Origin of the sequence: Bradyrhizobium sp. ERR14 (assembly GCF_014198235.1) — a bacterium.
Taxonomy (GTDB): domain Bacteria; phylum Pseudomonadota; class Alphaproteobacteria; order Rhizobiales; family Xanthobacteraceae; genus Bradyrhizobium.
This window is the reverse complement of sequence record NZ_JACIHD010000004.1, coordinates 523,808-544,682: the sequence shown is the minus strand read 5'-3', so window position 1 is coordinate 544,682 and position 20,875 is coordinate 523,808. Positions and strand designations below refer to the sequence as shown.

The following is a 20,875-nucleotide window of genomic DNA, read 5'->3' as shown; positions in this document are numbered from 1 at the left end:
CACGAATCGTCGCTTACGGCATAAAGATCGCGGGCACGGCGCTACGCGCCTATGCCCACCCTACGGCGGCTGCGCTCGACGAGAACGATTGCACCACTCACAGGCTAGATCGCGCCGATCTCGGCAAGGCAGGCTTGCGTCAGCGTCATGCGCTCGCCGACGAGTCGCGGCTCCTTGCAATCCATGTTGAGCGCGAACACCGTGTGCGTCTCGCCCTTCTCGGCCCAGCCCACCATCCAGCCGAGCGATGGCTCGCCGCGCTCGGCGCCCAGCAGGCCGGATTTGGCGCGAATGACGCTGTCGCCGACCTTGGTCACCGGCAGGATGTCGGCGACCAGATCCTGGCTGCGCTTGCTGATCGGCAGCGCGCGGCGCCGCAGCCGGTCGACGAAATCGATCTGCTCGACCGGGTCGATGCGCAAATTCCCGGTCAGCCAGAACTGGTCGATGCCGCCGCCGATGTCGCGGTTACCGTAGTCGAACTCGTCGACATACTTTTGCATCCGCTCCTGGCCTATGCGGCGGGCGATCTCCTGATAGACCGGCACTGCGCTCACGGCGATCGCGCTACGCAGCGTGTGATCCTTGTTCCAGGCCTCGATCGGACGCTTCACGCCATCCCAGGGAAACACGTCCTTGTCGGGGTCAGTGACGACGCCCGTCTCCAGCGCGATCAGCGAGTTCGGGATCTTGAAGGTCGAGGCCGGCAGCTTGCCTTCGCCGGAGCGCTCCTTGTCGCTGGCGACGACCAGATAGTCCTCGACCTTGTAGCCGACGAAGGTGCCTGATGTACCGAGGTCGGTGAAGCGCTTTGCGAGGCTATCGCGGATCTCGTTGCGCGGCGGCGCGACATGGGCGAGCGCGCGCGATGGCAGGATGGCAGATGCGGCGAGAAGGCCGAGAGTGGAGCGGCGGGTGAGCAAGATCGATGTCCGTCAAACGATGAAAGTGATCGCGACCATGCCTCCGCTCCATGGTGAAACGATGACAGATCATGCTCTACCGCCCCCGGCCCGACAGCCGCAGCACGAACACCAGCACTTCGGCGACGGCCTTGTAAAGGTCCGGCGGGATCTCCTCGCCGAGCTCGACCTTGGACAGCGCGCCGGCCAAAACCTCGTTCTCCTCGATCGGGATGTCGTGAGCCCTGGCGATCTCGACGATCTTCTCGCCGATCGTGCCTTTGCCCTTGGCGACGACCACGGGCGCGTTGGTACCCTTTTCGTAATGCAGCGCGATGGCGAGCTTGGATGGGTCGCTCATGTCGCCCGATCCAGGAAGTGGCCGGCGCGGGCCGGTGCCGGCTGCGGCGGCGTGCCCTCACGGACCAGAATGTCACCGGGATTGAGCTCGGCTCGTGTCAGCGCCTGATTGAGCTCGCCGATGCCGGCGCGCAGCTGCTGTACCGTCGCCGGCCGCTCCGCCCACATCCGCACGAAAGTCTTGTCGCCGTTCAGCGTGATCAGCGCGTGCACGGGGCCGGCCGGCTCGACGTTGAGCGAGAAGCGCGCGCGCCAGGCGCGCTTGGCGGCATCGGCGGATTCGCCAGCGCCATCGCGCGAGATCTCGAACTGCGCCATCGCGGTGCCCTGCGGCGTTGCGAAGGGAATCTCGAAATTCCACTGCGGGACGGCCGGGTCGATGCGGTGGCCACTGGCGTCGGTGCGATCCGGGAGCGAAGCGACCTGCAACAATGTCTGCCGCGCGATGGCGGCATCGGTGTCGTCGAGCAGGCGATGCACGGTTGCGGACAGCGGCGTGTCCGGCACGAGCGAGGGCGAGGCAATCGCCTGCGGCGAGGGCAATGCACCACGGAACGGCGGTGGCGTCGCACGTGCGGCTGCTTCGAAGATGTGGCCGTCGGGCACGGCTTTGTTCGAGCCGGGCACGTTGCCGATCAGGCGCGGCAGGTTTTCCGTAGCCTCCTGCAGCAGGCTTGCGGCAAGGCCGGCGGACATGGTGCGCGGCATCGCGGCTTGCTGAGCGTTGCCGGCAACGTCCGCCAGCACGGCGGCCGCGAGATTGGCGTTGCGCGGCGTCTGCGCGATCTCGGGGCCGGAAGGGGACGCGGACTGCGCGGCCTCACCTGCGGCCTGAGCAGGCGCAGTGGCGACCTGCGGTGTCTCTGTCGTCGCAGCGGGAGTTGCAGCGCCCTGTGGCGCGGCGGTTTCGAGCGTGGTCAGCGTCTGGCGCAGCACCAGCAGCGCCGCCTTCAGGTCGGGCGTCGTTCCGGCGGGCGGCCTCGCGCCGGCGGCCAGCGAAGCCTCGAAGAACAAGCCGGATTTCTGGAACGCGGTTTCGACATCGGCGCCATCGAGCCCGGGACTGAGCGGCGTCTGCTGCGCCAGCACGTCCAGCACGGCCTGCTTCAAGCCCGCAGGCAGATTGCTGCCGGTGACGACGGACGCCAGATTGGCGAACAGTGGCGCCTGGCTGCCCTGTTTTGTGGCGGCCTCGGCCGAGGCCGCGGTGACAGCGACCTGCTCCAATGGCGTCAGCGTGTTGCGTGTCGCGGCCGCGGACGGCGCCAGCGGCGGGCTTTCCACCAGCGAAGCCGCACGCGGCGTCAGCGTGATCTGATCGGGAGTTGCCTCGCCTGCCCCGTTCATCACGGCGAGCCTGATGGTGCCGTCGTTCTGCGACACCGCCAGCTGGAGATTCTGCCCCGGCGTCAGCGCCACCTCCGACATCACGTCCATCGAAAGGTTGGCGATCGCGATCCGCACCAGATTGTCGGCCATCACGCTGACGACCCTGGCATCGACGACGCTGCCGGCCTGCAGCACGAGGTCTGGCGTCGTCGCATCAGCCACGGGGCTGGCGGCACTGACGGGGAGGATGGAAGTGACCGGCGTCGGCATCTCAGGGGCCCATGGAGCGCTGGCCACACCCTAAGGCCACCGTCGTAAACCTCTCGTTAAGGACCTTCGGCTGCGGACGCCTTTGCCGCCGCCAGAACCGCCACGGCGGCCTCGAAATCCCTGAGACGGGTGGCCCGACGGCTGGCGGCCTCCTCGTCCACGCCCCATTGGTCGATGTTCCAGTCCTCATCGACATGGGCGGCGGCCCAGACCTGGCCGGCGTCGCGCACGCCATGAGCCAGCGCCAGCGCCAGCAGCGCCGAGCCGGTCAGGGTCGTCACCACGTGGAGTGCGGCGACCGACCAGGGGTCCCCCGGCAGCGCGGCCCGCGCGGCCTCGACCGCCTCATCGGGCTGCTTCACATGCATGACGCCCTCGGACAGGATGAAATGCGCGCCCAGCGTGTCCGCGGCCCAGAACAGCACGGGATCCCAATGCGCGGCCTCGCGGGCGACCAGCCCTTCGGGATGGCCGGCACGATAGAACAGCAAATCGGACTCGAAATATTTCGCAAGGTCGTCGCTGACGAGCTCGACGCGATCGACCACGCCCTCGACCACGCTGTTGGCGATCCGCGTCAGCGGCATGGTCATGGGGTCGATGCTCTCGCCCTGAGCCGCCCATTCCGCGGCCACGGCATCGGCGAGCGCGCGCGACGGAATCACCACCTGGCGGCCGGAGGGCGTGCGGATCGGCTTGCCATCGAGCGTGATGGCGAAACCGCCTTCGGCTTCAGTCGTAGTCGCCTCCTTGTAGAAGCGCTTGCGCTGCGGCGGGCGCGCGGACGCGCGCGCCGATTCCCGCGGGTCAGGCGGGGGTTGCCCTGCTGCTTCTTCGAACAATTCGCGCATCGTTTTTTCGGTCCCTGTCGTCGGTCAGATTATCTGTCTCGTCATGACTTCGCCACGACCATGAGTGCTGCTAGTTCGCGCAAGCGCGTGAGTAAGTGCCGCGATCGGCTGGGCCCAGTCCCGCAGCTGCGGCGGCGTCGAGGCACTTTGTGACGCGATCGCTGAACGAGTTACGCGGAAGCGGCTGGTAGTTGTAGCGCGGCGGCGCGTCGACTTGCGGAACCTGCGGCACCTCGATCTTCGGCGGCGGTGGCGGCTGAGGCAGCGGTGGGGCGAGCCGTGAAGCGTCCGGCAGCACGTATTGCGCGTGGGCGGCCTGCCCCACACATAGCGCCGCCAACAGCACAAGATAGATCGAGAGCCGTGTCATGGAGGATATGTCGTGGGTCTACCACCCCCGTTCAACCCGGCTATTCTTCAGGCGCGTTCTCGATTGGATCAAACCGGCTTGCATCCAGCCCGAGCAGATTCCACGACTGCTGCATGTGCGGCGGCAATGGCGCGGTGGCGTCGATCACGCCGCCGCGGGGATGCGGAATGACGATGCGGCGCGCGAGCAGATGCAGCCGGTTTTGCAGGCCGCCCGGCAGCTGCCAGTTCTCGATGTTAAAATATTTGGGATCGCCGACGATGGGATGGCCGATATGCTCCATGTGGGCGCGCAGCTGATGGGTGCGTCCCGTCACCGGCTTCAGCGACACCCAGGTCAACTTGTTGCCGGCGGTCTCGACCACCGCGTAATATGTCACCGCGTGGCTGGCGCCCTCGTCGCCATGCTGGGCGATGCGCATGATGGTGTCGTCCTCGCTCTCCTCCTTGGCGAGGAAGGTCGAGATGCGGCCCTGCTTCGGCTTCGGCAGGCCCGGCACCAGCGCCCAATAGACTTTTCGCGCCGAGCGCGAGCGGAACGCGCCGGTCAGATGCGAAGCGGCAAACCGCGTCTTGGCGACCAGCAGACAGCCTGACGTCTCCCGGTCGATACGGTGCACCAGGCGTGGCTTCTGGCCCTTGGAATCGCGCATCACCTCCAGCATCTGGTCGATGTGCCGCGTCATGCCCGAGCCGCCCTGCACCGCAAGGCCGGCCGGCTTGTTCAGGACGAGGACGTCGTCGTCCTCAAAGATCGTCATCTCCTTCAGCGCCTTGAGGGTCTTCTGGGCGGCTTCCGAGAGCTCGCCGACGCCCTTCGGCGTGTCGAGCTTGAGCGGCGGAATGCGGACGCTCTGGCCCTCCTCCAGGCGGTCCTTGCTGTCGACGCGCTTGCCGTCGACGCGCAGCTCGCCTTTGCGGACGACACGCTGGATGTGGGAGAACGACAGGCCGGGAAAGCGCGCCTCGAGGAAACGATCGACGCGCATGTTGTTCTCGTCGGCGGTCACCTTGACGGTCTGCACCTTGGTCGGCAACAGCGCCTCGACGGGCTTTTCGGGCGCGGCCCTTTCCAGCTCGGCTTTCGGCGCGCGCCGCTCGGCGCGCTCGCCGGCAAAGCGCGGCGGCTTGCTGCCGCCGGGCTTGCCACCCGGCCGGGGTCCAGCCTTAGACGCGCTACGCGCCTTGAACGGGCGGGATTCCTTGCGCTCGTCGCGCGAGCGGGGCTTTGGATCGGTTCTCTTGATGCGGCGGCTCATAGTTGCCTGCGTACCCTAAAAGCCGGGTCCCGTCACGGCGAAATGGCCGTTTTTAGCGCGGGCCGCCCCGCTCCTTCCTCAGCTTGGCCCAGTAATCCAGCCGCTTCCTGATCTCCCGCTCGAAGCCGCGCTCGGGCGGGTCGTAGAACGTTTGGCGGCCCAGGGCTTCCGGGAAGTAGTCCTGCCCGGAGAAGGCGTCGGGGGCGTCGTGGTCGTATTCGTAAGATGCGCCGTAGCCTTCGGACTTCATCAGCTTGGTCGGCGAATTGAGGATGTGCTTTGGCGGCAGCAGCGAGCCGGCCTGCTTGGCGACCTGCATCGCCGTGCCGAAGGCGGTGTAGACCGCATTCGATTTCGGCGCGGTGGCGAGATAGACGACGGCCTGCGCGATGGCGAGCTCGCCTTCGGGATGGCCGAGGAAGTCGAACGCGTCCTTGGCCGCATTGGCGATGACGAGGGCCTGCGGATCGGCAAGGCCGATGTCCTCTACCGCCATGCGCACGACGCGGCGGGCCAGGAACAGCGGATCCTCACCGGCATCGAGCATGCGCGCGAGGTAATACAGCGCGGCATCGGGATCGGAGCCGCGCACCGACTTATGCAGCGCCGAGATCAAATTGTAATGGCCGTCAGCCGATTTGTCGTAGATCGGCGCGCGGCGCTGCAAAATCTCCTGCAACTGCGCGGCATTGAAGATCTCGTCCGCCCGCGCCGAACGCCAGACCTCTTCGGCGAGCGTCAGCGAGGCGCGGCCATCGCCATCGGCCATGCGCACCAGCACGGCGCGCGCTTCCGCATCGAGCGGCAGCTTGCGACCTTCGACCTCCTCGGCATGCGCAAACAGTTTTTCGATCGCGGCGGCATCGAGCGAGCGAAACACCAAGACGCGCGCACGAGAGAGCAACGCCGCGTTGAGCTCGAAGGACGGATTCTCCGTGGTGGCGCCGACCATCACCACGGTGCCGTCTTCCATCACGGGCAGAAACGAATCCTGCTGGGCGCGGTTGAAGCGATGCACCTCGTCGACGAACAGCAGCGTGCCCTTGCCCATCTCGCGGCGGGCGCGCGCGGCGTCGAAGGCTTTCTTCAGATCGGCGACGCCGGAGAACACCGCGGAGATCTGCTCGAAATGCAGGTCGGTCGCATCCGCCAGCAGCCGCGCCACCGTGGTCTTGCCGGTGCCGGGCGGGCCCCAGAACACCAGCGATCCCAGCGTGCGCGTCTCCAGCATGCGCGTCAGCGCCCCGTCGGGACCGAGGATGTGGTCCTGGCCCACGACCTCCGACAGCGCGCGCGGGCGCAACCGGTCCGGCAGCGGATGCGGAGCGTCGTGGTCGAGCCCCGCCGCGGCAAAGAGCGTTGGCGTTTGTGGTCGCTTCGGACTCATCCGCCCAGCGTGACGTTGATCTGCTGGCCGCCGCGCACCAGCGTGATACGCCAGATCCGCGGGCGCTCTCCGGCCGCCTTTTCCAGGTCGCCGGTCCTGCTGATCTTCTGGTTGTTGACCGCCAGAATGATATCGCCCTTCTGGAAGCCGACATTTGCGGCCGCACTGTCGCCGCCGAGATCGGTGATCACGACACCCTCGGTGTCGGCGTCAAGATGCAGCTCGTCGGCGACCGCCGGCGTGATGGTCGAGACCTTCGCGCCCTGGAACGGCGAACGCGCGGTGACGACGAGCTCGTTACGTCCCGTATCGGGCGCGGTCTCCAGCGCCACCGTCAGCTTGAGCGGCTTGCCGCTGCGCTGCACGTCGATCTGCGCGCTGCCGCCGAGCGGACGAGTGGCGAAGCGATAGTCGAAGGCGTTGGGATCATCCACGGTCTGGCCATCGATCCCAGTGATGAGATCGGAGGACTTCAGGCCGGCCTTCGCGGCGGGGCCGTTCGACACCACGCTCGCGACCAGCGCGCCGGTCGGCGAACGTAGGCCGAGGCTCTCGGCGATCTCGGGCGTCACCGCCTGCAATTTTGCCCCGAGCCAGGGACGCTTCACCGCCTTGCCGCCGCTCTTGGCGGAGGCGACGACGACACGCACCATGTTGGCAGGGATCGCGAAACCGATGCCTTGCGAGCCGCCGGAGCGCGAATAGATCGCGGTGTTGATGCCCGCCAGCTTGCCGGCCATGTCGACCAGCGCGCCGCCGGAATTACCGGGATTGATCGCCGCATCGGTCTGGATGAAGAACTGATAGTCGGTGATGCCGACCTGCGTGCGCGCCAGCGCCGAGATGATGCCGTGAGTCACGGTCTGGCCGACGCCGAAGGGATTGCCGATCGCGAGCACGACGTCGCCGACCAGCAATTCGTCGGAATTGGTGAAATCGAGGGTCGGGAATTTCTCCTTGGTGTCCTTCAGGCGCAGCACGGCAAGATCGGTGCGCGTATCCTTCAGCAGGATCTCCGCCTCGAACTCGCGCTTGTCCGACAGCGACACCTTCACCTGGTCCGCGCCCTCGATGACGTGGACGTTGGTGACGACGAGGCCGGACGCATCGACGATGACGCCGGAGCCGAGCGAGCGCTGCATCTGCTCGGGCTGTTGGCCCGGCACGCCGAAGAAGCGGCGGAAGATCGGATCGTCCAGCAGCGGGTTGCGGTTCTGCACCACCTTGGCGGCATAGACGTTGACCACGGCCGGCTGCACCCGCTGCACGATCGGCGCATAGGACAGCCGCAGCTCGGCCGGCGATGACGGGACCCGACGGTCCTGCGCAGCAGCCGGGTTGAAGTGGGCGGAAAAGCCTATGCACAATGCCGTGACGACGGCGGTCCGGATCGATCGAAACATTCCTACCTCTTGGAAAAGACGCCGGAATATAGGCGCGTTCGTCCCCCAATAGAAGGGCGCCGGGCGGCAATATTCGGCCTCGGTCTGACGTCTACGGCATGCAAGCCAAGCGTGCGGAACGGCGATTTGTCTTGCCTCGCGGATTGGCATGACACGCATCATCTTGCATTCTTTGCTCACGGTGGATTCGGTTGCGGCGAATTTACATCACCGGGAACCAGGCAACCGATGCGCGTCGTCGCGGGGCAGTCATCAATCGTTCCTAGCCTCACCGCCTACGACTTGGGGAAATTGGTCAACCATGGAGTCATGACGTGAGCAGGACAAGGATTGCAGCCACGGCGATTGGCCTCGCCGGAGCGTTGGCGGCCTCGCAGGCCCAGGCCCAATCAGCAAGCAGCAGCGAGCAGGAGATCGCGCTGCTCAAGCAGCAGCTGAAGATGCTGGAGCAGAAGCTCGACAAGCTCCAGAGCCAGACCGCGGCGAACACGGCGGCCACGGCAAAAGCCAAAGCCGAAGCAAAGGCAGAGGCCAAGGCCGAAGCGCGGTCGGAGGCGAAGGTCGCCGTGGCCAACGCGAACGCGGCGATCCCGGTCAAGGGCCCGGCACCGGCATCCGGCGTCGTCGTGACCATGCCGAACAACCGGCCGACCATCTGCACCGCGGACCAGGCCAATTGCGTCGCCATCACCAGCCGCCTGCACTGGGATGTCGGCGGCTATGACTATCGTCCCAACACGGCAGCGACCGTGCCGCAGAAGCTCGACAGCGGCCAGAACGTCCGCCGCGCGCGCATCGGCGTCACCGGCAAATTCTTCAACGACTGGAACTTCGCGCTGGTCTACGATTTCGGCGGCACGTCCGACGGTTTTGGCGGCACGGCCCCTGGATCACTGCCGGGCGGCGGCGTCTCCGGCGTCGAGAACGCCTATCTCAGCTACACCGGCTTGAAGCCATTCGGCGGCAAGATGGCGATCGAAGCCGGCATCATGGACCTGCCCTACACGCTCGATGAGGCCACGAGCTCCAACGACATCATGTTCATGGAGCGCGCCTCGGCCGGCATCATCGCGACCAATATCGCCGCCGGCGACTTCCGCTCCGCGGCCGGTACGCGCTGGTACAACGACCAGCTCTGGATCGGCGGCTATGTCACGGGGCCATCGACCGGCGCGATCCACTCGGCTTCCAGCGCGGCACCGGCAGGCACGAGCGAGCAATACGGCGCTGTGGCGCGCATTGCCGGCAACCCGATCAGCGGCAAGGACTATTCGGTGCATATCGGCGCCGACGCCCAGTGGCTGATCCAGCCGCCGCGCAATCTCATTGCCAATACGCAGACCGTCACGCTCAGCGATCGTCCGGAATTGCGTCTCGACCCGACCACGCTGATCTCGACCGGCGCGATCGCCAATGCCTCGGGTGCGCAGGTCTACAGCATCGAAGCCGCGGCGACCTACGGCCCGCTCATCGTTCAAGGCGAGTACTTCTGGTACAATGTCGACCGGACCGCCAACACCGGCGTGCCGCTGGTCGGCGCACCCAGCCTGAAATTCCAGGTCGGCTACGCGCAAGCCGGCTACGTGTTGACGGGGGAAGGCCGCAGCTACAACGCGGCGAACGCGGCCTATAGCGGCGTCAAGCCGGCGCATCCGTTCTCGCTCGAAGGCGGCGGCTGGGGTGCGTGGGAGATCGCGGGGCGCTTCTCGACGGTCGACCTCAACAATCAGTTGGGCACAGCGACCGGCATCGCCGGCGGACGGCAGACCGTCTATACGCTGGCGCTCAACTGGTACGTCAACGGCAACGTCCGCTTCATGCTCGACTATCTGCACGGCACGGTGTCGAGGCAAGCCTCGCCGATCTCAACCGCAGATGTCGGCTCGAAGTTCGATGCGGTCGCGATGCGCACGCAGTTCGCGTTCTAAACTCGCTGTCGTCCCGGGGCGCGCGCAAGCGCGAACCCGGGACCCATAACCACAGGGAGTAGTTTGGCGAAGTCTCAGAGTTGGCCGCTCGCGCTACAATTTCTTCCTGGGGTTATGGATCCCCGCGTTCGCGGGGATGACACCGAGAGTGAGGCGCCAGCTTTACGACCAACTCACGCCGCGCGCTTCGGCTTCTTCACCACGACCGGCGCCGGTGCGCAGGACAGGCGCTGCTGGTGGCTCTCGCCCCAGGCCTTCAGGATGTCGATCACCGGCTTGAGGCTCTCGCCGAGCTCGGAGAGGCAATATTCGACGCGCGGCGGCACCTCGGCATAGACCTTGCGGATGACAAGCTTGTCCTCCTCCAGCGCGCGCAGCTGCTTTGTCAGCATGCGCTGGGTGATGCCGGGCATCCGGCGGCGCAGTTCGCCGAAACGCTGGGTGCCGCTCTGCAGATGGTAGAGGATCACGCCCTTCCACTTGCCGTCGATCAGATCCAGCGTCGCCTCGACCGAGCAGCCCGGGCGACGGGCAAAATCGCGCCGTTTCATGCGTATTTTCCCAATAGTATCCAAACAGGGACTATATCCCCGAATTTACAGTACTTGCCAAATTGGAGCCAGCGCGACAGTTAGCAGGTCAGGCGCGCCCATGCCAAGCTGCGCCCCATCTGATGGAGACAAGCCATGAAGGCCGTCGGCTACAAGAAATCGCTCCCGATCGAGGATCAGGATGCGCTGATCGATTTCGAGACCGCAAAACCCGAGCCCAAAGGGCGCGACATCCGCGTCGCCGTGAAGGCGATCTCGGCCAATCCGGTCGATTACAAGGTACGCAAGCGCGCAGCGCCGCCCGAGGGCGAGACCAAGATCCTGGGCTACGACGCGGCAGGCGTGGTCGACGCCGTCGGGCCTGAAGTCACGCTGTTCAAGCCGGGCGACGAGGTGTTTTACGCCGGCTCGATCCTGCGCCAGGGCACCAATTCCGAATTCCACCTGGTCGACGAGCGCATCGTCGGCAACAAGCCGAAGAGCCTGTCGTTCGCGCAAGCCGCTGCCCTTCCCCTCACCTCCATCACCGCCTGGGAATTGCTGTTCGATCGGCTCGGCGCGGTGCCCGGCAAGAGCGTCGATCCGCGCACGCTGCTGATCACGGGCGGTGCCGGCGGCGTCGGCTCGATCCTGATCCAGCTCGCGCGCCGCCTCACCGGCCTCACGGTGCTCGCCACCGCGACGCGGCCGGACTCGCAGAAATGGTGCCTCGATCTCGGCGCGCATGCGGTGATCGACCACGGCAAGCCGATGAAGGAGCAGATCGAAAAATTGAAGCTGCCGCCGGTCGCGCTGGTGGCGAGCCTCACCTTCACCGATCAGCATTACAAGGCGATCGTCGAGTTCATGGCGCCGCAGGGCCGGTTCGGCCTGATCGACGACCCCCCTGAATTCACCATGAGCACGTTCAAGGGCAAGGCGATCTCGGTGCACTGGGAATCGATGTTCACGCGCTCCTCGTTCCAGACATCAGACATGATCGCGCAGCATCATTTGCTGAACGACGTCGCCGACCTTGTCGACAAAGGCGTGCTGCGCACCACGCTCGACCAGACTTTTGGCACGATCAACGCCGCCAACCTCAAGCGCGCGCATGCGCTCTTGGAGAGCGGCAAGTCGCGCGGCAAGATCGTGCTGGAGGGATGGTAGGCGAAGGTCTCGTAGGGTGGGCAAAGGCGCACTTGCGCCGTGCCCACCAACGCTCAACGAGGACAGGAGTGGTGGGCACTACGCTTTGCCCACCCTACCGCTCCTACGCTTCCGCCGCGCCCTCGACGAACAGCAGCCGCCGCTCCAGCGCCGACTGCCGCAGCTTCAGCGCCTCGGCATATTCCGGCGAGGCGTACCATTCCTTCAGCCGCGCCATCGACGCGAATTCGACGATGACGATGGCCTTCGCTGGAAGGTTGCCTTCGGCAAGCTCGGCCTTGCCGCCGCGGACGAGATAACGCCCGCCATACTGCGCGATCGTCTCTGCGGCGAGCACACGATAGGCTTCGAACCCCTCGGGATCGCGCATCTCGACTTCGGAAATCACATAGGCTGTCATGCGCGGCTCAGGCGATGGTGTTGACGATGCCGCCCTCGGCCCGCAGCGCCGCACCGTTGGTCGCCGACGCCTCCTTCGACGCGGCATAGACCACCATGTTGGCGATCTCGTCGACGCTGGCGAAGCGTTGCAGCAGCGAGCTCGGGCGATGCTGCTTGACGAAATTGGCTGCAGCCTCGTCGACCGACTGGCCGTTCTGCTTGGCGAGATCCTTCACAAAGGTCTCGACGCCCTCCGACATGGTCGGGCCCGGCAGCACGGAATTGATGGTGACGCCGGTGCCGCGGGTGAGCTGCGCCAGACCGCGCGCGACCGAGAGCTGGGCCGTCTTGGTCATGCCGTAGTGGATCATCTCGACGGGAATGTTGAGCCCGGACTCCGATGAGATGAAGACGATGCGGCCCCAATTGCGCTTGAGCATGCCCTTCAGGTAGACCCGCGACAGCCGCACGCCGCTCATGACATTGACCTCGAAGAAACGACTCCAGTCCTCGTCCGGAATCTCGAAGAAATCCTTGGGCTCGAAGATGCCGGCATTGTTGATGAGGATGTCGACCTCGGGCAGCGCCGCAAAGAGCGCCTTGCAGCCCGCTGCGGTCGAGACGTCGGCAGCGATACCGCGCACCTTCGCGCCCGTCCCTTCCAGCTTGCGCACGGCGGCATCGACCTTGTCCTGGCCGCGCCCATTGATCACGACACTGGCGCCGGAGGCTGCTAGGCCTCTGGCGATGGCGTGGCCGATGCCGGCAGTCGAGCCGGTCACGAGGGCGGTCTTTCCGGAAAGGTCGATCTTCATGTCTCATCTCCATCGATGTCGGTGGAGATATCGGGCGCTCGACATGAGACCGCAATTGGCGCTCACTCACGCGTGAGAAGGACATGGGCTCGTCGCCACGGCGAAACCCGGGACTACGAGACGAGCACCGATAAGGCATCGGCGACGGCCAACAAAAAAAGCGGCGCCCGAAGGCGCCGCTCTCTGAATTCAATACCGACCGGCTTATGCCGCCTCGGCTTCCTTTTCCTGCACCGGACCGGAATCCTGGCCCTTGGCATCGACGTCGCGATCGACGAACTCGATCACGGCCATCGCGGCATTGTCGCCGTAGCGGAAGCCGGCCTTGATGATGCGGGTGTAGCCGCCCTGGCGGTCCTTGTAGCGAGGCGCCAGCACGTCGAACAGCTTCTTGACCTGGTCCTTGTCGCGCATCTCGGAGATGGCCTGGCGGCGCATGGCCAGCCCGCCCTTCTTGCCGAGGGTGACGAGCTTCTCGACGATCGGGCGCAATTCCTTCGCCTTCGGCAGCGTGGTGACGATCTGCTCGTGCTTGATCAGCGCGGCGCACATGTTGGCGAACATCGCGCGGCGATGCTCGGCGGTGCGATTGAGCTTTCGATGAACCTTGCCGTGACGCATTTGACTATTCCTTACGTAAAAACTGCCGCGACGGTTCGTCGGACATGTTGCTCAGGTGGGCTGCCTGCGTTCGCCCTAGGTCGCGAATAGCGAATGGCGAGTAGCGAATGGATGATCTTCCCTATTCGCTATTCGCCACTCCCAACTCGCTCAGTAATGATCCTCGAAGCGCTTGGCGAGCTCGTCGATGTTCTCCGGCGGCCAGCCCGGCACTTCCATGCCGAGATGCAGACCCATCTGGGCCAGCACTTCCTTGATCTCGTTCAGCGACTTGCGGCCGAAGTTCGGAGTGCGGAGCATTTCCGCCTCGCTCTTCTGCACGAGGTCGCCGATGTAGACGATGTTGTCGTTCTTCAAGCAGTTGGCCGAACGCACCGACAGCTCGAGCTCGTCCACCTTCTTGAGGAAGGCCGGGTTGAAGGCGAGGTCCGGGATGATCTCCTGGGCGACTTCCTTGCGCGGCTCTTCGAAGTTGACGAACACGTTGAGCTGATCCTGCAGGATGCGCGCGGCGTAAGCCACGGAATCATCCGGCGAGATCGCGCCGTTGGTCTCGATCGTCATGGTCAGCTTGTCGTAGTCGAGGATCTGGCCCTCACGGGTGTTCTCGACCTTGTAGGAGACCTTGCGGACCGGCGAGTAAAGGCTGTCGACCGGGATCAGGCCGATCGGCGCGTCCTCGGGGCGGTTGCGCTCGGCGGGCACGTAGCCCTTGCCGGTGGCGACCGTGAACTCCATGCGGATCTCGGCGCCCTCGTCGAGCGTGCAGATCTGCAGATCCGGGTTCAGCACCACGACGTCGCCGACGGTCTGGATGTCGCCGGCGGTGACGACGCCCGGGCCCTGCTTCTTCACGACCATGCGCTTGGGGCCTTCGCCCTGCATCTTGATCGAGATGTCCTTGATGTTGAGCACGATGTCGGTGACGTCCTCACGAACGCCCGCGATCGAGGAGAACTCGTGCAGCACGCCGTCGATGTGCACCGACTGCACCGCCGCGCCCTGGAGCGAGGAGAGCAGGATGCGACGCAGCGCGTTGCCGAGCGTCTGGCCGAAGCCGCGCTCGAGCGGCTCGGCGACGATGGTCGCGAAACGGTTCGAATCGCTGCCGGGCGTGACCTGGAGCTTGTTCGGTCGAATCAGTTCTTGCCAATTTTTCTGGATCGTCACTGTTTCACCCATACAGGCCAGTCAATTTGAGAGCTCAAATACTGGCGTTGGAGAAAGGCCGCGGATCATTCCCGCGGCTTCTTAGAAAAGTCATTGCGGGCGCCAATGCGCCCGCAACTCGGGATCAAACGCGCCGACGCTTGCGGGGACGGCAACCGTTATGCGGGATCGTGGTCACGTCGCGGATCGAGGTGACGGTAAAGCCTGCGGCCTGAAGCGCGCGGAGTGCCGACTCGCGGCCCGAACCGGGACCTGCGACTTCGACTTCCAGCGTGCGCATGCCGTGCTCCTGCGCCTTCTTGGACACGTCCTCGGCAGCAACCTGCGCGGCGTACGGGGTCGACTTGCGCGAGCCCTTGAAGCCCATCGTGCCGGCGGAAGACCAGGCAATCGTGTTGCCCTGCGCGTCGGTGATGGTGATGGTCGTGTTGTTGAACGACGAGTTCACGTGCGCGACGCCGGAGGCGATGTTCTTGCGCTCACGACGACGAACGCGGGTGGCTTCCTTGCCCATAGAGTACCTTTCCTGAAGATCTCAAACGCCGCCGTAATGCCAGCGGCTACACCTGTGGAACGAAAGGCGCGTGGCGAACGGGTCATCCCTGTTCGCCACACGCCGCGATTGGATTCGAAAACTTACTTCTTCTTGCCGGCGATGGCCTTGGCCGGACCCTTGCGCGTGCGCGCATTGGTGTGGGTGCGCTGGCCGCGCACCGGCAGGCCGCGACGATGACGCAGGCCGCGATAGCAGCCGAGGTCCATCAGACGCTTGATGTTGATGCCGACCTCACGACGCAGGTCGCCCTCGACGAGATAGTCGCGGTCGATCACTTCGCGGATCTGGAGCACTTCGGCGTCGCTCAGCTGATTGACGCGACGATCCACGGGGATCTTCACCTTCTCCAGGATCTCACCGGCGATCTTCTGGCCGATGCCATGGATGTACTGGAGCGCGATCAGCACGCGCTTGTTGGTCGGGATGTTCACGCCGGCAATACGGGCCACGGCCTTCTCTCCTGTTGCCGATCCCTCGTCAGGAATCGGTCTTTAAGTGCTTGGTTTCTCGGGCAGGTGTTCACAAACGCGAACACGACGCCCACCCCTGGTCTTCCTGGGGCCCGGCATCGTTTGAAACTATCCGACTTGGATGCGGGGCTTATTAGGGGATTCCAGGGGCTTTCGTCAACCGCCGCTAGCGCTTAGCTCGCTTTTTCGTGACCTTTTTTCCGGCCTCTCTGGCACCCTTTTTGACAGCCTTCTTGGCGGTCTTTTGGGCTGCCTTTTTCGCCGCTTTCTTGACGGTCTTCCCGGCGGCCTTCTTGCCGGCTTTCTTGGCCGCCTTCTTGGGACCCCTCACCGCCGTCTTGGCGGCCTTTCTGGCCGATTTGGCGGGTTTTTTGGTCGTTCTGGCCGGTTTTGGGGCTGTTTTCCGGGCCGTCTTGCTCGCCGTTTTGCCCGCCTTGGCCTTCTTGGCCGGGCCCGCCTTGGCTGCGCTTTTGGCGTGGGTCTTGGGCTCGACCGCCCCCAGGGCCAGGAGCTGGCGATGGATGGCGCGGGTGACCTCGTCGATGGCCATCATACCGTCGATGGTCGAAAGCTTCCGCCGCTCGGAATAGTAGTGAATCAGCGGTTCCGTCTGGTTGCGGTAGCTGGCTAACCGCTTGGTCAGGACCTCCGGGGTGTCGTCGAGTCGGACCTCCTCCCCGCGCTCACGCATCTGGGCGACGCGGGTCTCGACACGGCTCAGGAGCGCGCTCTCGTTGACGCGGAGCTCGATCACGGCGTCGAGCTTGAGGTGCTTGTGCTTGAGCAACTCGTCCAGCGCCTCGGCCTGCGGCACGGTGCGCGGGAAACCGTCGAGGATGAAGCCGTTGCGGGCATCCGGCTGGTCGATCCGATCCGAGATGATTCCGACCACGACCTCGTCGGGTACGAGACCGCCGCTGGCCATGATCTCCTTGGCCTTCAGCCCGACCGGCGTACCGGCCGCAACCGCGGCACGCAGCATCTCGCCGGTCGAGAGCTGGACGATGCCATAACGCTGCACCAAGAGCTGCGCCTGGGTCCCCTTGCCCGACCCCGGCGGTCCCAGAAGTATAATTCTCATCGGCGTACGCCCCCCGGATTGGTGAGCGATACCTCGCGCACCTGTGTTTGAAGATCGAGAATAGTGCAAACCACAATCAGCGCCGCACCACCACCCATTTTATAAACTAGCGCATTCCCGTAGGCCAAGAACACCTCGGGAATCAACGAAAGCGCAGTCAAGTAGCTGGCGCCGATCACGGTGGTCAGCGACACCACGCGGTCGAGATAGCTAGCTGTTGCCTCGCCCGGCGTGACGCCGGGAATCACGCCGCCCTGCCGGGCAAGCGATTCGGCAGCATGATCGGGATCGATGACAAAGGCCGTGTAGACGAAGGCCAGCGCGAATACCGCGATCGATCCGAAAACGATGTGAGCCTTCTCGCCGAACTGAAGATGCGCGCTGATGGTTTCGACCCAGGATCCGTCATCGGCACCGAAGATGAAGCCGGCAAAAATCACTGGCAGCGAGATCGCCCAGGGCGCGACGGTCACGGGCAACAGGTAACCGGCGCTGTTGATCTTGAGCGGCAGCACCGCCGAACGCGAAGGCAGCGAGCGCTCCCCGACGCGGCGCGCGGCAAACTGCACCGGAACGTTACGCCGCGCGCGCTCGACGAAGACGATCAGCGCGACCACCACGATCAGGAAGACCGCGTTGCTCACCAGAACATTGCCGGAGATCGCTCCTCGTCGCAGCTGGGTGAGGAGGGTCGCAACATCGGACGGCAGCGAAGCCACGATGCTGACGGTTAGGACGAGCGCGAGGCCATTGCCGATTCCGCGACGCGTGATCTGCTCACTGAGCCAGATCAGAACGAACACGCCGCCGACAAGCGAGACCGTGGCGCTCAAGACGAACCAGTCGCCGGGATGGACGACAAGTCCCGGCATTTGCCGCATGGTCGAGGCGATGCCAAAGGCCTGAAACGTAGCAAGGAGCAACGTCAGGATCAGGGTGATACGCGCCAGCTTGCGCCGACCGGCCTCGCCCGATCGTTCGAGCGCCCTCAGCCTTCGCCACACCACAGCGACGAGCTGAACAAGAATTGCGGCAGTCAGATAAGGAAACAGGGACAGCGAGAAGATCGAAAGCGGGGCGATTTTGTTTGCCGCGAACCCGCCATGCACCGCGACACCCGCGACCGGAATCTGGGTGCCGAGCCTGAAGAGGAGCAGCGCGCCGATCGTGAAAGCGATTCGGCGCGCGAGCTCCCTGCTCATCTACGGCGGCCGCGCAGCTTCGACTTGCGGATCAGGCCTTCATACTGGTGCGCCAGCAGATAGCCCTGCACCTGTGCCACCGTATCCATGGTGACGCTGACCACGATCAGCAGTGAGGTACCGCCGAAGTAGAACGGCACCGAGGCGTAGGAGATCAGGATCTCCGGGATCAAGCAAACGATCGCGAGATAAATCGCACCAAGCACGGTGATACGCGAGAGCACGTAGTCGATATATTCCGCAGTGCGCTCGCCGGGACGGATGCCCGGAATGAAACCGCCGTGCTTCTTCAGATTGTCCGCGGTCTCGGTCGGGTTGAACACGATCGCGGTGTAGAAGAAGGCGAAGAACACGATCAACGCCAGGTACATGATCAGGAACAGCGGACGGCCGTGGCCGAGCTGGGTCGTGATCCACTGGAACCATTCCGGCCCGCTGCCCGCGTTGAAGTTCGCAACCGTCGTCGGCAGCAGCAGCAGCGAGGACGCGAAGATCGGCGGGATCACGCCGGAGGTGTTGAGCTTGAGCGGCAGATGCGAGGACTGGCCCTCGAACATCTTGTTGCCGACCTGGCGCTTCGGATACTGGATCAGGAGACGGCGCTGCGCCCGCTCCATGAACACGATGAAGGCAATCACGGCGACCGCCATGATGATGACGACCAGGATCAGGCCGGTCGACATCGCGCCCTGACGGCCGAGCTCGAGCATGTTGGCGAGCGCGGCGGGCAGCTCGGCGACGATACCGGCGAGAATGATCAGCGAGATGCCGTTGCCGATGCCGCGCGAGGTGATCTGCTCGCCCAGCCACATCAGGAACATGGTGCCGCCGGTCAGCGTGATCGCGGTGGACAGGCGGAAGAACAGGCCGGGGTCGCTGACGACGTTGCCGGCGCCCTCGAGGCCTACCGCGATGCCGTAGGACTGGAACGCGGCCAGGATCACCGTGAGATAGCGGGTGTACTGGTTCAGCAGCTTGCGGCCGGACTCACCTTCCTTCTTCAGCGCCTCGAGTTGCGGCGAGACGGTGGTGAGGAGCTGGATGATGATCGAGGCCGAGATATACGGCATGATGTTCAGCGCAAAGATCGCCATGCGGTGGATGCCGCCGCCGGCGAACATGTTGAACATGCCGAGGATGCCGCCCGCCTGGGAGCGGAACACCTGCTCCCAGATATTGGGATCGATGCCGGGGAGCGGGATATAGGTCCCGAGCCGATAAACGAGCAGCGCACCCAGGGTGAACCAGATGCGCTTCTTCAGTTCGTCAGCCTTGGCAAACGCACCGAAATTGAGATTGGCTGCCAGTTGTTCCGCTGCAGAGGCCATCTTGGACTTTCTCCCGCCGCCTATTGCGCCGTCATGCCCGCGGCCGGGCTACATTATACCGGACACCGGACATTATCTGGGGCTCGGCTTCGATAAGTCCACGTCCCGCACGCGTAAAGGCCCGCTAGCCGCGGGCCAATGACGCAGTTGTTACGCCGCCTCGCCTTCTTCCTTGGCAGGGGCGAGGATCTTCACCGAGCCGCCGGCCTTCTCGACCGCGGCGATCGCGGTCTTGGTGGCGCCGTGGACTTCGATGTTGAGCTTGGACTTGAGCTCGCCACGGCCGAGCAGCCGCAGGCCGGCCTTGGCGCGGCGCAGCACGCCGCCCTTCACCAGGGCCTCGACGTTCACGACGCTGCCGGCATCGATCTTCTTGGCGTCGACCGCTTCCTGGAGCCGGTCGAGATTGATCTCGGCGAACTCGACGCGGAAGATGTTGTTGAAGCCGCGCTTGGGCAGACGGCGATGCATCGGCATCTGGCCGCCTTCGAAACCCTTGATGCGCACGCCGGAACGCGCGGTCTGACCCTTGCCGCCGCGGCCGGACTGCTTGCCCTTGCCCGAACCGATGCCACGGCCGACGCGCATGCGCTTCTTGCGCGAGCCGGCGTTGTCGGCGATATCGCTGAGCTTCATCGCCCTTCTCCTTATTTACTTCTCGTCGACGATGCGGACGAGATGGTGAACCTTCTCGATCATGCCACGGACCGCCGGGGTGTCCTGCAGTTCGCTGGTGCGACCGATCTTGTTGAGCTTGAGCCCGATCAGCGTCGAGCGCTGCGAGTGATGGCGGCGGATCGCGCTGCCGGTCTGCTCGAGCTTGATCGTCTTGCTGGCCTTGGCCATGGGAGTCTACTCCAGAGCTTCCGTTAGTCGGCGGCCGCCTCGGCATCACCACCGATACGGCGGGACTGCAGAGTGGACACCTTGATGTTGCGGCGGGCTGCGACCGAACGCGGCGAATCCTGATGCTTCAGCGCGTCGAAGGTCGCGCGAACCATGTTGTAGGGGTTCGACGAGCCGATCGACTTGGCGACCACGTCCTGGACGCCGAGCGTCTCGAACACGGCACGCATCGGGCCGCCGGCGATGATGCCGGTACCGGCGGGAGCTGCACGCAGGTAGACACGGCCCGCGCCGTGACGGCCGGCGATGTCGTGATGGAGCGTGCGGCCCTCGCGCAGCGAGACGCGGGTCAGGTTGCGCTTGGCGGACTCGGTGGCCTTGCGGATCGCTTCCGGCACTTCGCGCGCCTTGCCGTGACCGAAGCCGGCGCGGCCCTTCTGGTCGCCGATCACGACCAGCGCTGCGAAACCGAAGCGCTTGCCGCCCTTGACGACCTTGGCCACGCGGTTGATGTGGACGAGCTTGTCGACGAACTCGCTGTCGCGCTCCTCGCGCTCCCTGCGTTCACGTCCGCCGCCGCCGCGTTGATCGCGTCCACCACGTTGTTCGCGTTCTGCCATTTTTCCAATCCTTCAGAGGCTTGCGCC

At 64.9% G+C, this 20,875-nt stretch carries 23 protein-coding genes; 2 read left to right on the top strand and 21 right to left on the bottom strand.

The window, feature by feature from the left end:
- Positions 1 to 104: 104 nt before the first annotated feature.
- The 8 genes from blaOXA to GGD62_RS15870 form a co-directional block, all read right to left on the bottom strand.
- Positions 105 to 923, bottom strand: a complete 819-nt coding sequence (blaOXA, locus tag GGD62_RS15905) for a class D beta-lactamase (protein ID WP_183708994.1) — start codon at positions 921 to 923, stop codon at positions 105 to 107.
- A 76-nt stretch (positions 924 to 999) separates the two neighbouring features.
- Positions 1,000 to 1,263 (bottom strand): EscU/YscU/HrcU family type III secretion system export apparatus switch protein, encoded by a 264-nt coding sequence (locus tag GGD62_RS15900; RefSeq protein WP_018322289.1) that lies wholly within the window; start codon positions 1,261 to 1,263, stop codon positions 1,000 to 1,002.
- The gene (locus GGD62_RS15895; RefSeq protein ID WP_183708993.1) at positions 1,260 to 2,861 is read right to left on the bottom strand and encodes a flagellar hook-length control protein FliK; all 1,602 of its coding nucleotides are present in this window, start codon (positions 2,859 to 2,861) and stop codon (positions 1,260 to 1,262) included. The genes GGD62_RS15900 and GGD62_RS15895 overlap by 4 nt, the downstream gene beginning before the upstream one ends.
- Positions 2,862 to 2,917: 56 nt before the next feature.
- On the bottom strand, positions 2,918 to 3,712 hold the full coding sequence (locus GGD62_RS15890) for an ATP12 family chaperone protein (protein WP_183708992.1): 795 nt from the start codon (positions 3,710 to 3,712) through the stop codon (positions 2,918 to 2,920).
- A gap of 70 nt (positions 3,713 to 3,782) precedes the next feature.
- Positions 3,783 to 4,082, bottom strand: a complete 300-nt coding sequence (locus tag GGD62_RS15885; protein ID WP_092260197.1) for a hypothetical protein — start codon at positions 4,080 to 4,082, stop codon at positions 3,783 to 3,785.
- Between the two features lie 40 nt (positions 4,083 to 4,122).
- Positions 4,123 to 5,340, bottom strand: coding sequence for an RluA family pseudouridine synthase (locus GGD62_RS15880; RefSeq protein ID WP_183708991.1), 1,218 nt, complete (start codon positions 5,338 to 5,340; stop codon positions 4,123 to 4,125).
- A gap of 52 nt (positions 5,341 to 5,392) precedes the next feature.
- Entirely contained in the window at positions 5,393 to 6,727 is a 1,335-nt protein-coding gene (locus GGD62_RS15875) for a replication-associated recombination protein A (RefSeq protein WP_018322284.1), read from the bottom strand.
- Positions 6,724 to 8,130, bottom strand: a complete 1,407-nt coding sequence (locus GGD62_RS15870) for a DegQ family serine endoprotease (protein WP_018322283.1) — start codon at positions 8,128 to 8,130, stop codon at positions 6,724 to 6,726. Before GGD62_RS15870 ends, GGD62_RS15875 begins: the two co-directional genes overlap by 4 nt.
- 314 nt (positions 8,131 to 8,444) lie before the next feature.
- Between GGD62_RS15870 and GGD62_RS15865 the strand changes: the two genes are divergently transcribed.
- Positions 8,445 to 10,058 (top strand): OprO/OprP family phosphate-selective porin, encoded by a 1,614-nt coding sequence (locus GGD62_RS15865; protein ID WP_183708990.1) that lies wholly within the window; start codon positions 8,445 to 8,447, stop codon positions 10,056 to 10,058.
- 173 nt (positions 10,059 to 10,231) lie between these two features.
- Here GGD62_RS15865 and GGD62_RS15860 read toward each other — a convergent pair whose 3' ends face one another.
- Positions 10,232 to 10,609, bottom strand: a complete 378-nt coding sequence (locus tag GGD62_RS15860) for a helix-turn-helix domain-containing protein (protein WP_018322281.1) — start codon at positions 10,607 to 10,609, stop codon at positions 10,232 to 10,234.
- 135 nt (positions 10,610 to 10,744) lie between these two features.
- Here GGD62_RS15860 and GGD62_RS15855 point away from each other — a divergent pair, with 135 nt between their 5' ends.
- Positions 10,745 to 11,758: a zinc-binding alcohol dehydrogenase family protein gene (locus GGD62_RS15855; RefSeq protein WP_018322280.1), complete on the top strand. Its 1,014-nt coding sequence runs from the start codon at positions 10,745 to 10,747 to the stop codon at positions 11,756 to 11,758.
- 103 nt (positions 11,759 to 11,861) lie between these two features.
- On the opposite strand, the gene GGD62_RS15850 is transcribed toward GGD62_RS15855, so the two are convergent.
- The 12 genes from GGD62_RS15850 to rpsE all read right to left on the bottom strand — a co-directional run bounded on the left by GGD62_RS15850 (position 11,862) and on the right by rpsE (position 20,848).
- Positions 11,862 to 12,158: a DUF1330 domain-containing protein gene (locus tag GGD62_RS15850; RefSeq protein ID WP_018322279.1), complete on the bottom strand. Its 297-nt coding sequence runs from the start codon at positions 12,156 to 12,158 to the stop codon at positions 11,862 to 11,864.
- Positions 12,159 to 12,165: 7 nt separating this feature from the next.
- Positions 12,166 to 12,954, bottom strand: coding sequence for an SDR family NAD(P)-dependent oxidoreductase (locus tag GGD62_RS15845; RefSeq protein ID WP_183708989.1), 789 nt, complete (start codon positions 12,952 to 12,954; stop codon positions 12,166 to 12,168).
- 204 nt (positions 12,955 to 13,158) lie between these two features.
- Positions 13,159 to 13,575 carry a 50S ribosomal protein L17 gene (gene rplQ, locus GGD62_RS15840; protein WP_018322277.1) on the bottom strand — a complete coding sequence of 139 codons (417 nt, stop codon included), beginning with the start codon at positions 13,573 to 13,575 and terminating at the stop codon, positions 13,159 to 13,161.
- A gap of 150 nt (positions 13,576 to 13,725) precedes the next feature.
- Complete coding sequence (locus GGD62_RS15835) at positions 13,726 to 14,757, bottom strand: DNA-directed RNA polymerase subunit alpha (RefSeq protein ID WP_008136316.1); 1,032 nt, start codon at positions 14,755 to 14,757, stop codon at positions 13,726 to 13,728.
- A 112-nt stretch (positions 14,758 to 14,869) separates the two neighbouring features.
- Positions 14,870 to 15,259: a 30S ribosomal protein S11 gene (gene rpsK, locus GGD62_RS15830; RefSeq protein ID WP_007603045.1), complete on the bottom strand. Its 390-nt coding sequence runs from the start codon at positions 15,257 to 15,259 to the stop codon at positions 14,870 to 14,872.
- A 122-nt stretch (positions 15,260 to 15,381) separates the two neighbouring features.
- Positions 15,382 to 15,750, bottom strand: a complete 369-nt coding sequence (gene rpsM / locus GGD62_RS15825) for a 30S ribosomal protein S13 (protein ID WP_008549231.1) — start codon at positions 15,748 to 15,750, stop codon at positions 15,382 to 15,384.
- A gap of 187 nt (positions 15,751 to 15,937) precedes the next feature.
- A complete protein-coding gene (locus tag GGD62_RS15820; protein WP_183708988.1) occupies positions 15,938 to 16,852 on the bottom strand; it encodes an adenylate kinase in 915 nt (304 codons plus the stop codon).
- Positions 16,849 to 18,054, bottom strand: coding sequence for a preprotein translocase subunit SecY (locus GGD62_RS15815; RefSeq protein WP_183708987.1), 1,206 nt, complete (start codon positions 18,052 to 18,054; stop codon positions 16,849 to 16,851). The genes GGD62_RS15820 and GGD62_RS15815 overlap by 4 nt, the downstream gene beginning before the upstream one ends.
- Entirely contained in the window at positions 18,051 to 19,382 is a 1,332-nt protein-coding gene (secY, locus tag GGD62_RS15810) for a preprotein translocase subunit SecY (RefSeq protein ID WP_018322274.1), read from the bottom strand. The genes GGD62_RS15815 and secY overlap by 4 nt, the downstream gene beginning before the upstream one ends.
- A 150-nt stretch (positions 19,383 to 19,532) precedes the next feature.
- Complete coding sequence (rplO, locus tag GGD62_RS15805) at positions 19,533 to 20,018, bottom strand: 50S ribosomal protein L15 (RefSeq protein ID WP_018322273.1); 486 nt, start codon at positions 20,016 to 20,018, stop codon at positions 19,533 to 19,535.
- Between the two features lie 15 nt (positions 20,019 to 20,033).
- Positions 20,034 to 20,228: a 50S ribosomal protein L30 gene (gene rpmD, locus GGD62_RS15800; protein ID WP_018322272.1), complete on the bottom strand. Its 195-nt coding sequence runs from the start codon at positions 20,226 to 20,228 to the stop codon at positions 20,034 to 20,036.
- Positions 20,229 to 20,251: 23 nt separating this feature from the next.
- Positions 20,252 to 20,848: a 30S ribosomal protein S5 gene (rpsE, locus tag GGD62_RS15795; protein WP_018322271.1), complete on the bottom strand. Its 597-nt coding sequence runs from the start codon at positions 20,846 to 20,848 to the stop codon at positions 20,252 to 20,254.
- Positions 20,849 to 20,875 lie beyond the last annotated feature (27 nt).

Bases quoted from the DNA above. Each gene is read 5' to 3' on its own strand.
- rpsK (WP_007603045.1), bottom strand. From the start codon at position 15,259: ATGGGCAAGGAAGCCACCCGCGTTCGTCGTCGTGAGCGCAAGAACATC.
- GGD62_RS15885 (WP_092260197.1), bottom strand. From the start codon at position 4,082: ATGACACGGCTCTCGATCTATCTTGTGCTGTTGGCGGCGCTATGTGTG.
- rplQ (WP_018322277.1), bottom strand. From the start codon at position 13,575: ATGCGTCACGGCAAGGTTCATCGAAAGCTCAATCGCACCGCCGAGCAT.
- GGD62_RS15845 (WP_183708989.1), bottom strand. From the start codon at position 12,954: ATGAAGATCGACCTTTCCGGAAAGACCGCCCTCGTGACCGGCTCGACT.
- GGD62_RS15870 (WP_018322283.1), bottom strand. From the start codon at position 8,130: ATGTTTCGATCGATCCGGACCGCCGTCGTCACGGCATTGTGCATAGGC.
- GGD62_RS15880 (WP_183708991.1), bottom strand. From the start codon at position 5,340: ATGAGCCGCCGCATCAAGAGAACCGATCCAAAGCCCCGCTCGCGCGAC.
- GGD62_RS15875 (WP_018322284.1), bottom strand. From the start codon at position 6,727: ATGAGTCCGAAGCGACCACAAACGCCAACGCTCTTTGCCGCGGCGGGG.
- rpsE (WP_018322271.1), bottom strand. From the start codon at position 20,848: ATGGCAGAACGCGAACAACGTGGTGGACGCGATCAACGCGGCGGCGGC.
- GGD62_RS15890 (WP_183708992.1), bottom strand. From the start codon at position 3,712: ATGCGCGAATTGTTCGAAGAAGCAGCAGGGCAACCCCCGCCTGACCCG.
- GGD62_RS15860 (WP_018322281.1), bottom strand. From the start codon at position 10,609: ATGAAACGGCGCGATTTTGCCCGTCGCCCGGGCTGCTCGGTCGAGGCG.
- secY (WP_018322274.1), bottom strand. From the start codon at position 19,382: ATGGCCTCTGCAGCGGAACAACTGGCAGCCAATCTCAATTTCGGTGCG.
- GGD62_RS15850 (WP_018322279.1), bottom strand. From the start codon at position 12,158: ATGACAGCCTATGTGATTTCCGAAGTCGAGATGCGCGATCCCGAGGGG.
- GGD62_RS15900 (WP_018322289.1), bottom strand. From the start codon at position 1,263: ATGAGCGACCCATCCAAGCTCGCCATCGCGCTGCATTACGAAAAGGGT.
- rplO (WP_018322273.1), bottom strand. From the start codon at position 20,018: ATGAAGCTCAGCGATATCGCCGACAACGCCGGCTCGCGCAAGAAGCGC.
- GGD62_RS15820 (WP_183708988.1), bottom strand. From the start codon at position 16,852: ATGAGAATTATACTTCTGGGACCGCCGGGGTCGGGCAAGGGGACCCAG.
- GGD62_RS15855 (WP_018322280.1), top strand. From the start codon at position 10,745: ATGAAGGCCGTCGGCTACAAGAAATCGCTCCCGATCGAGGATCAGGAT.
- GGD62_RS15815 (WP_183708987.1), bottom strand. From the start codon at position 18,054: ATGAGCAGGGAGCTCGCGCGCCGAATCGCTTTCACGATCGGCGCGCTG.
- GGD62_RS15895 (WP_183708993.1), bottom strand. From the start codon at position 2,861: ATGCCGACGCCGGTCACTTCCATCCTCCCCGTCAGTGCCGCCAGCCCC.
- rpmD (WP_018322272.1), bottom strand. From the start codon at position 20,228: ATGGCCAAGGCCAGCAAGACGATCAAGCTCGAGCAGACCGGCAGCGCG.
- GGD62_RS15835 (WP_008136316.1), bottom strand. From the start codon at position 14,757: ATGGGTGAAACAGTGACGATCCAGAAAAATTGGCAAGAACTGATTCGA.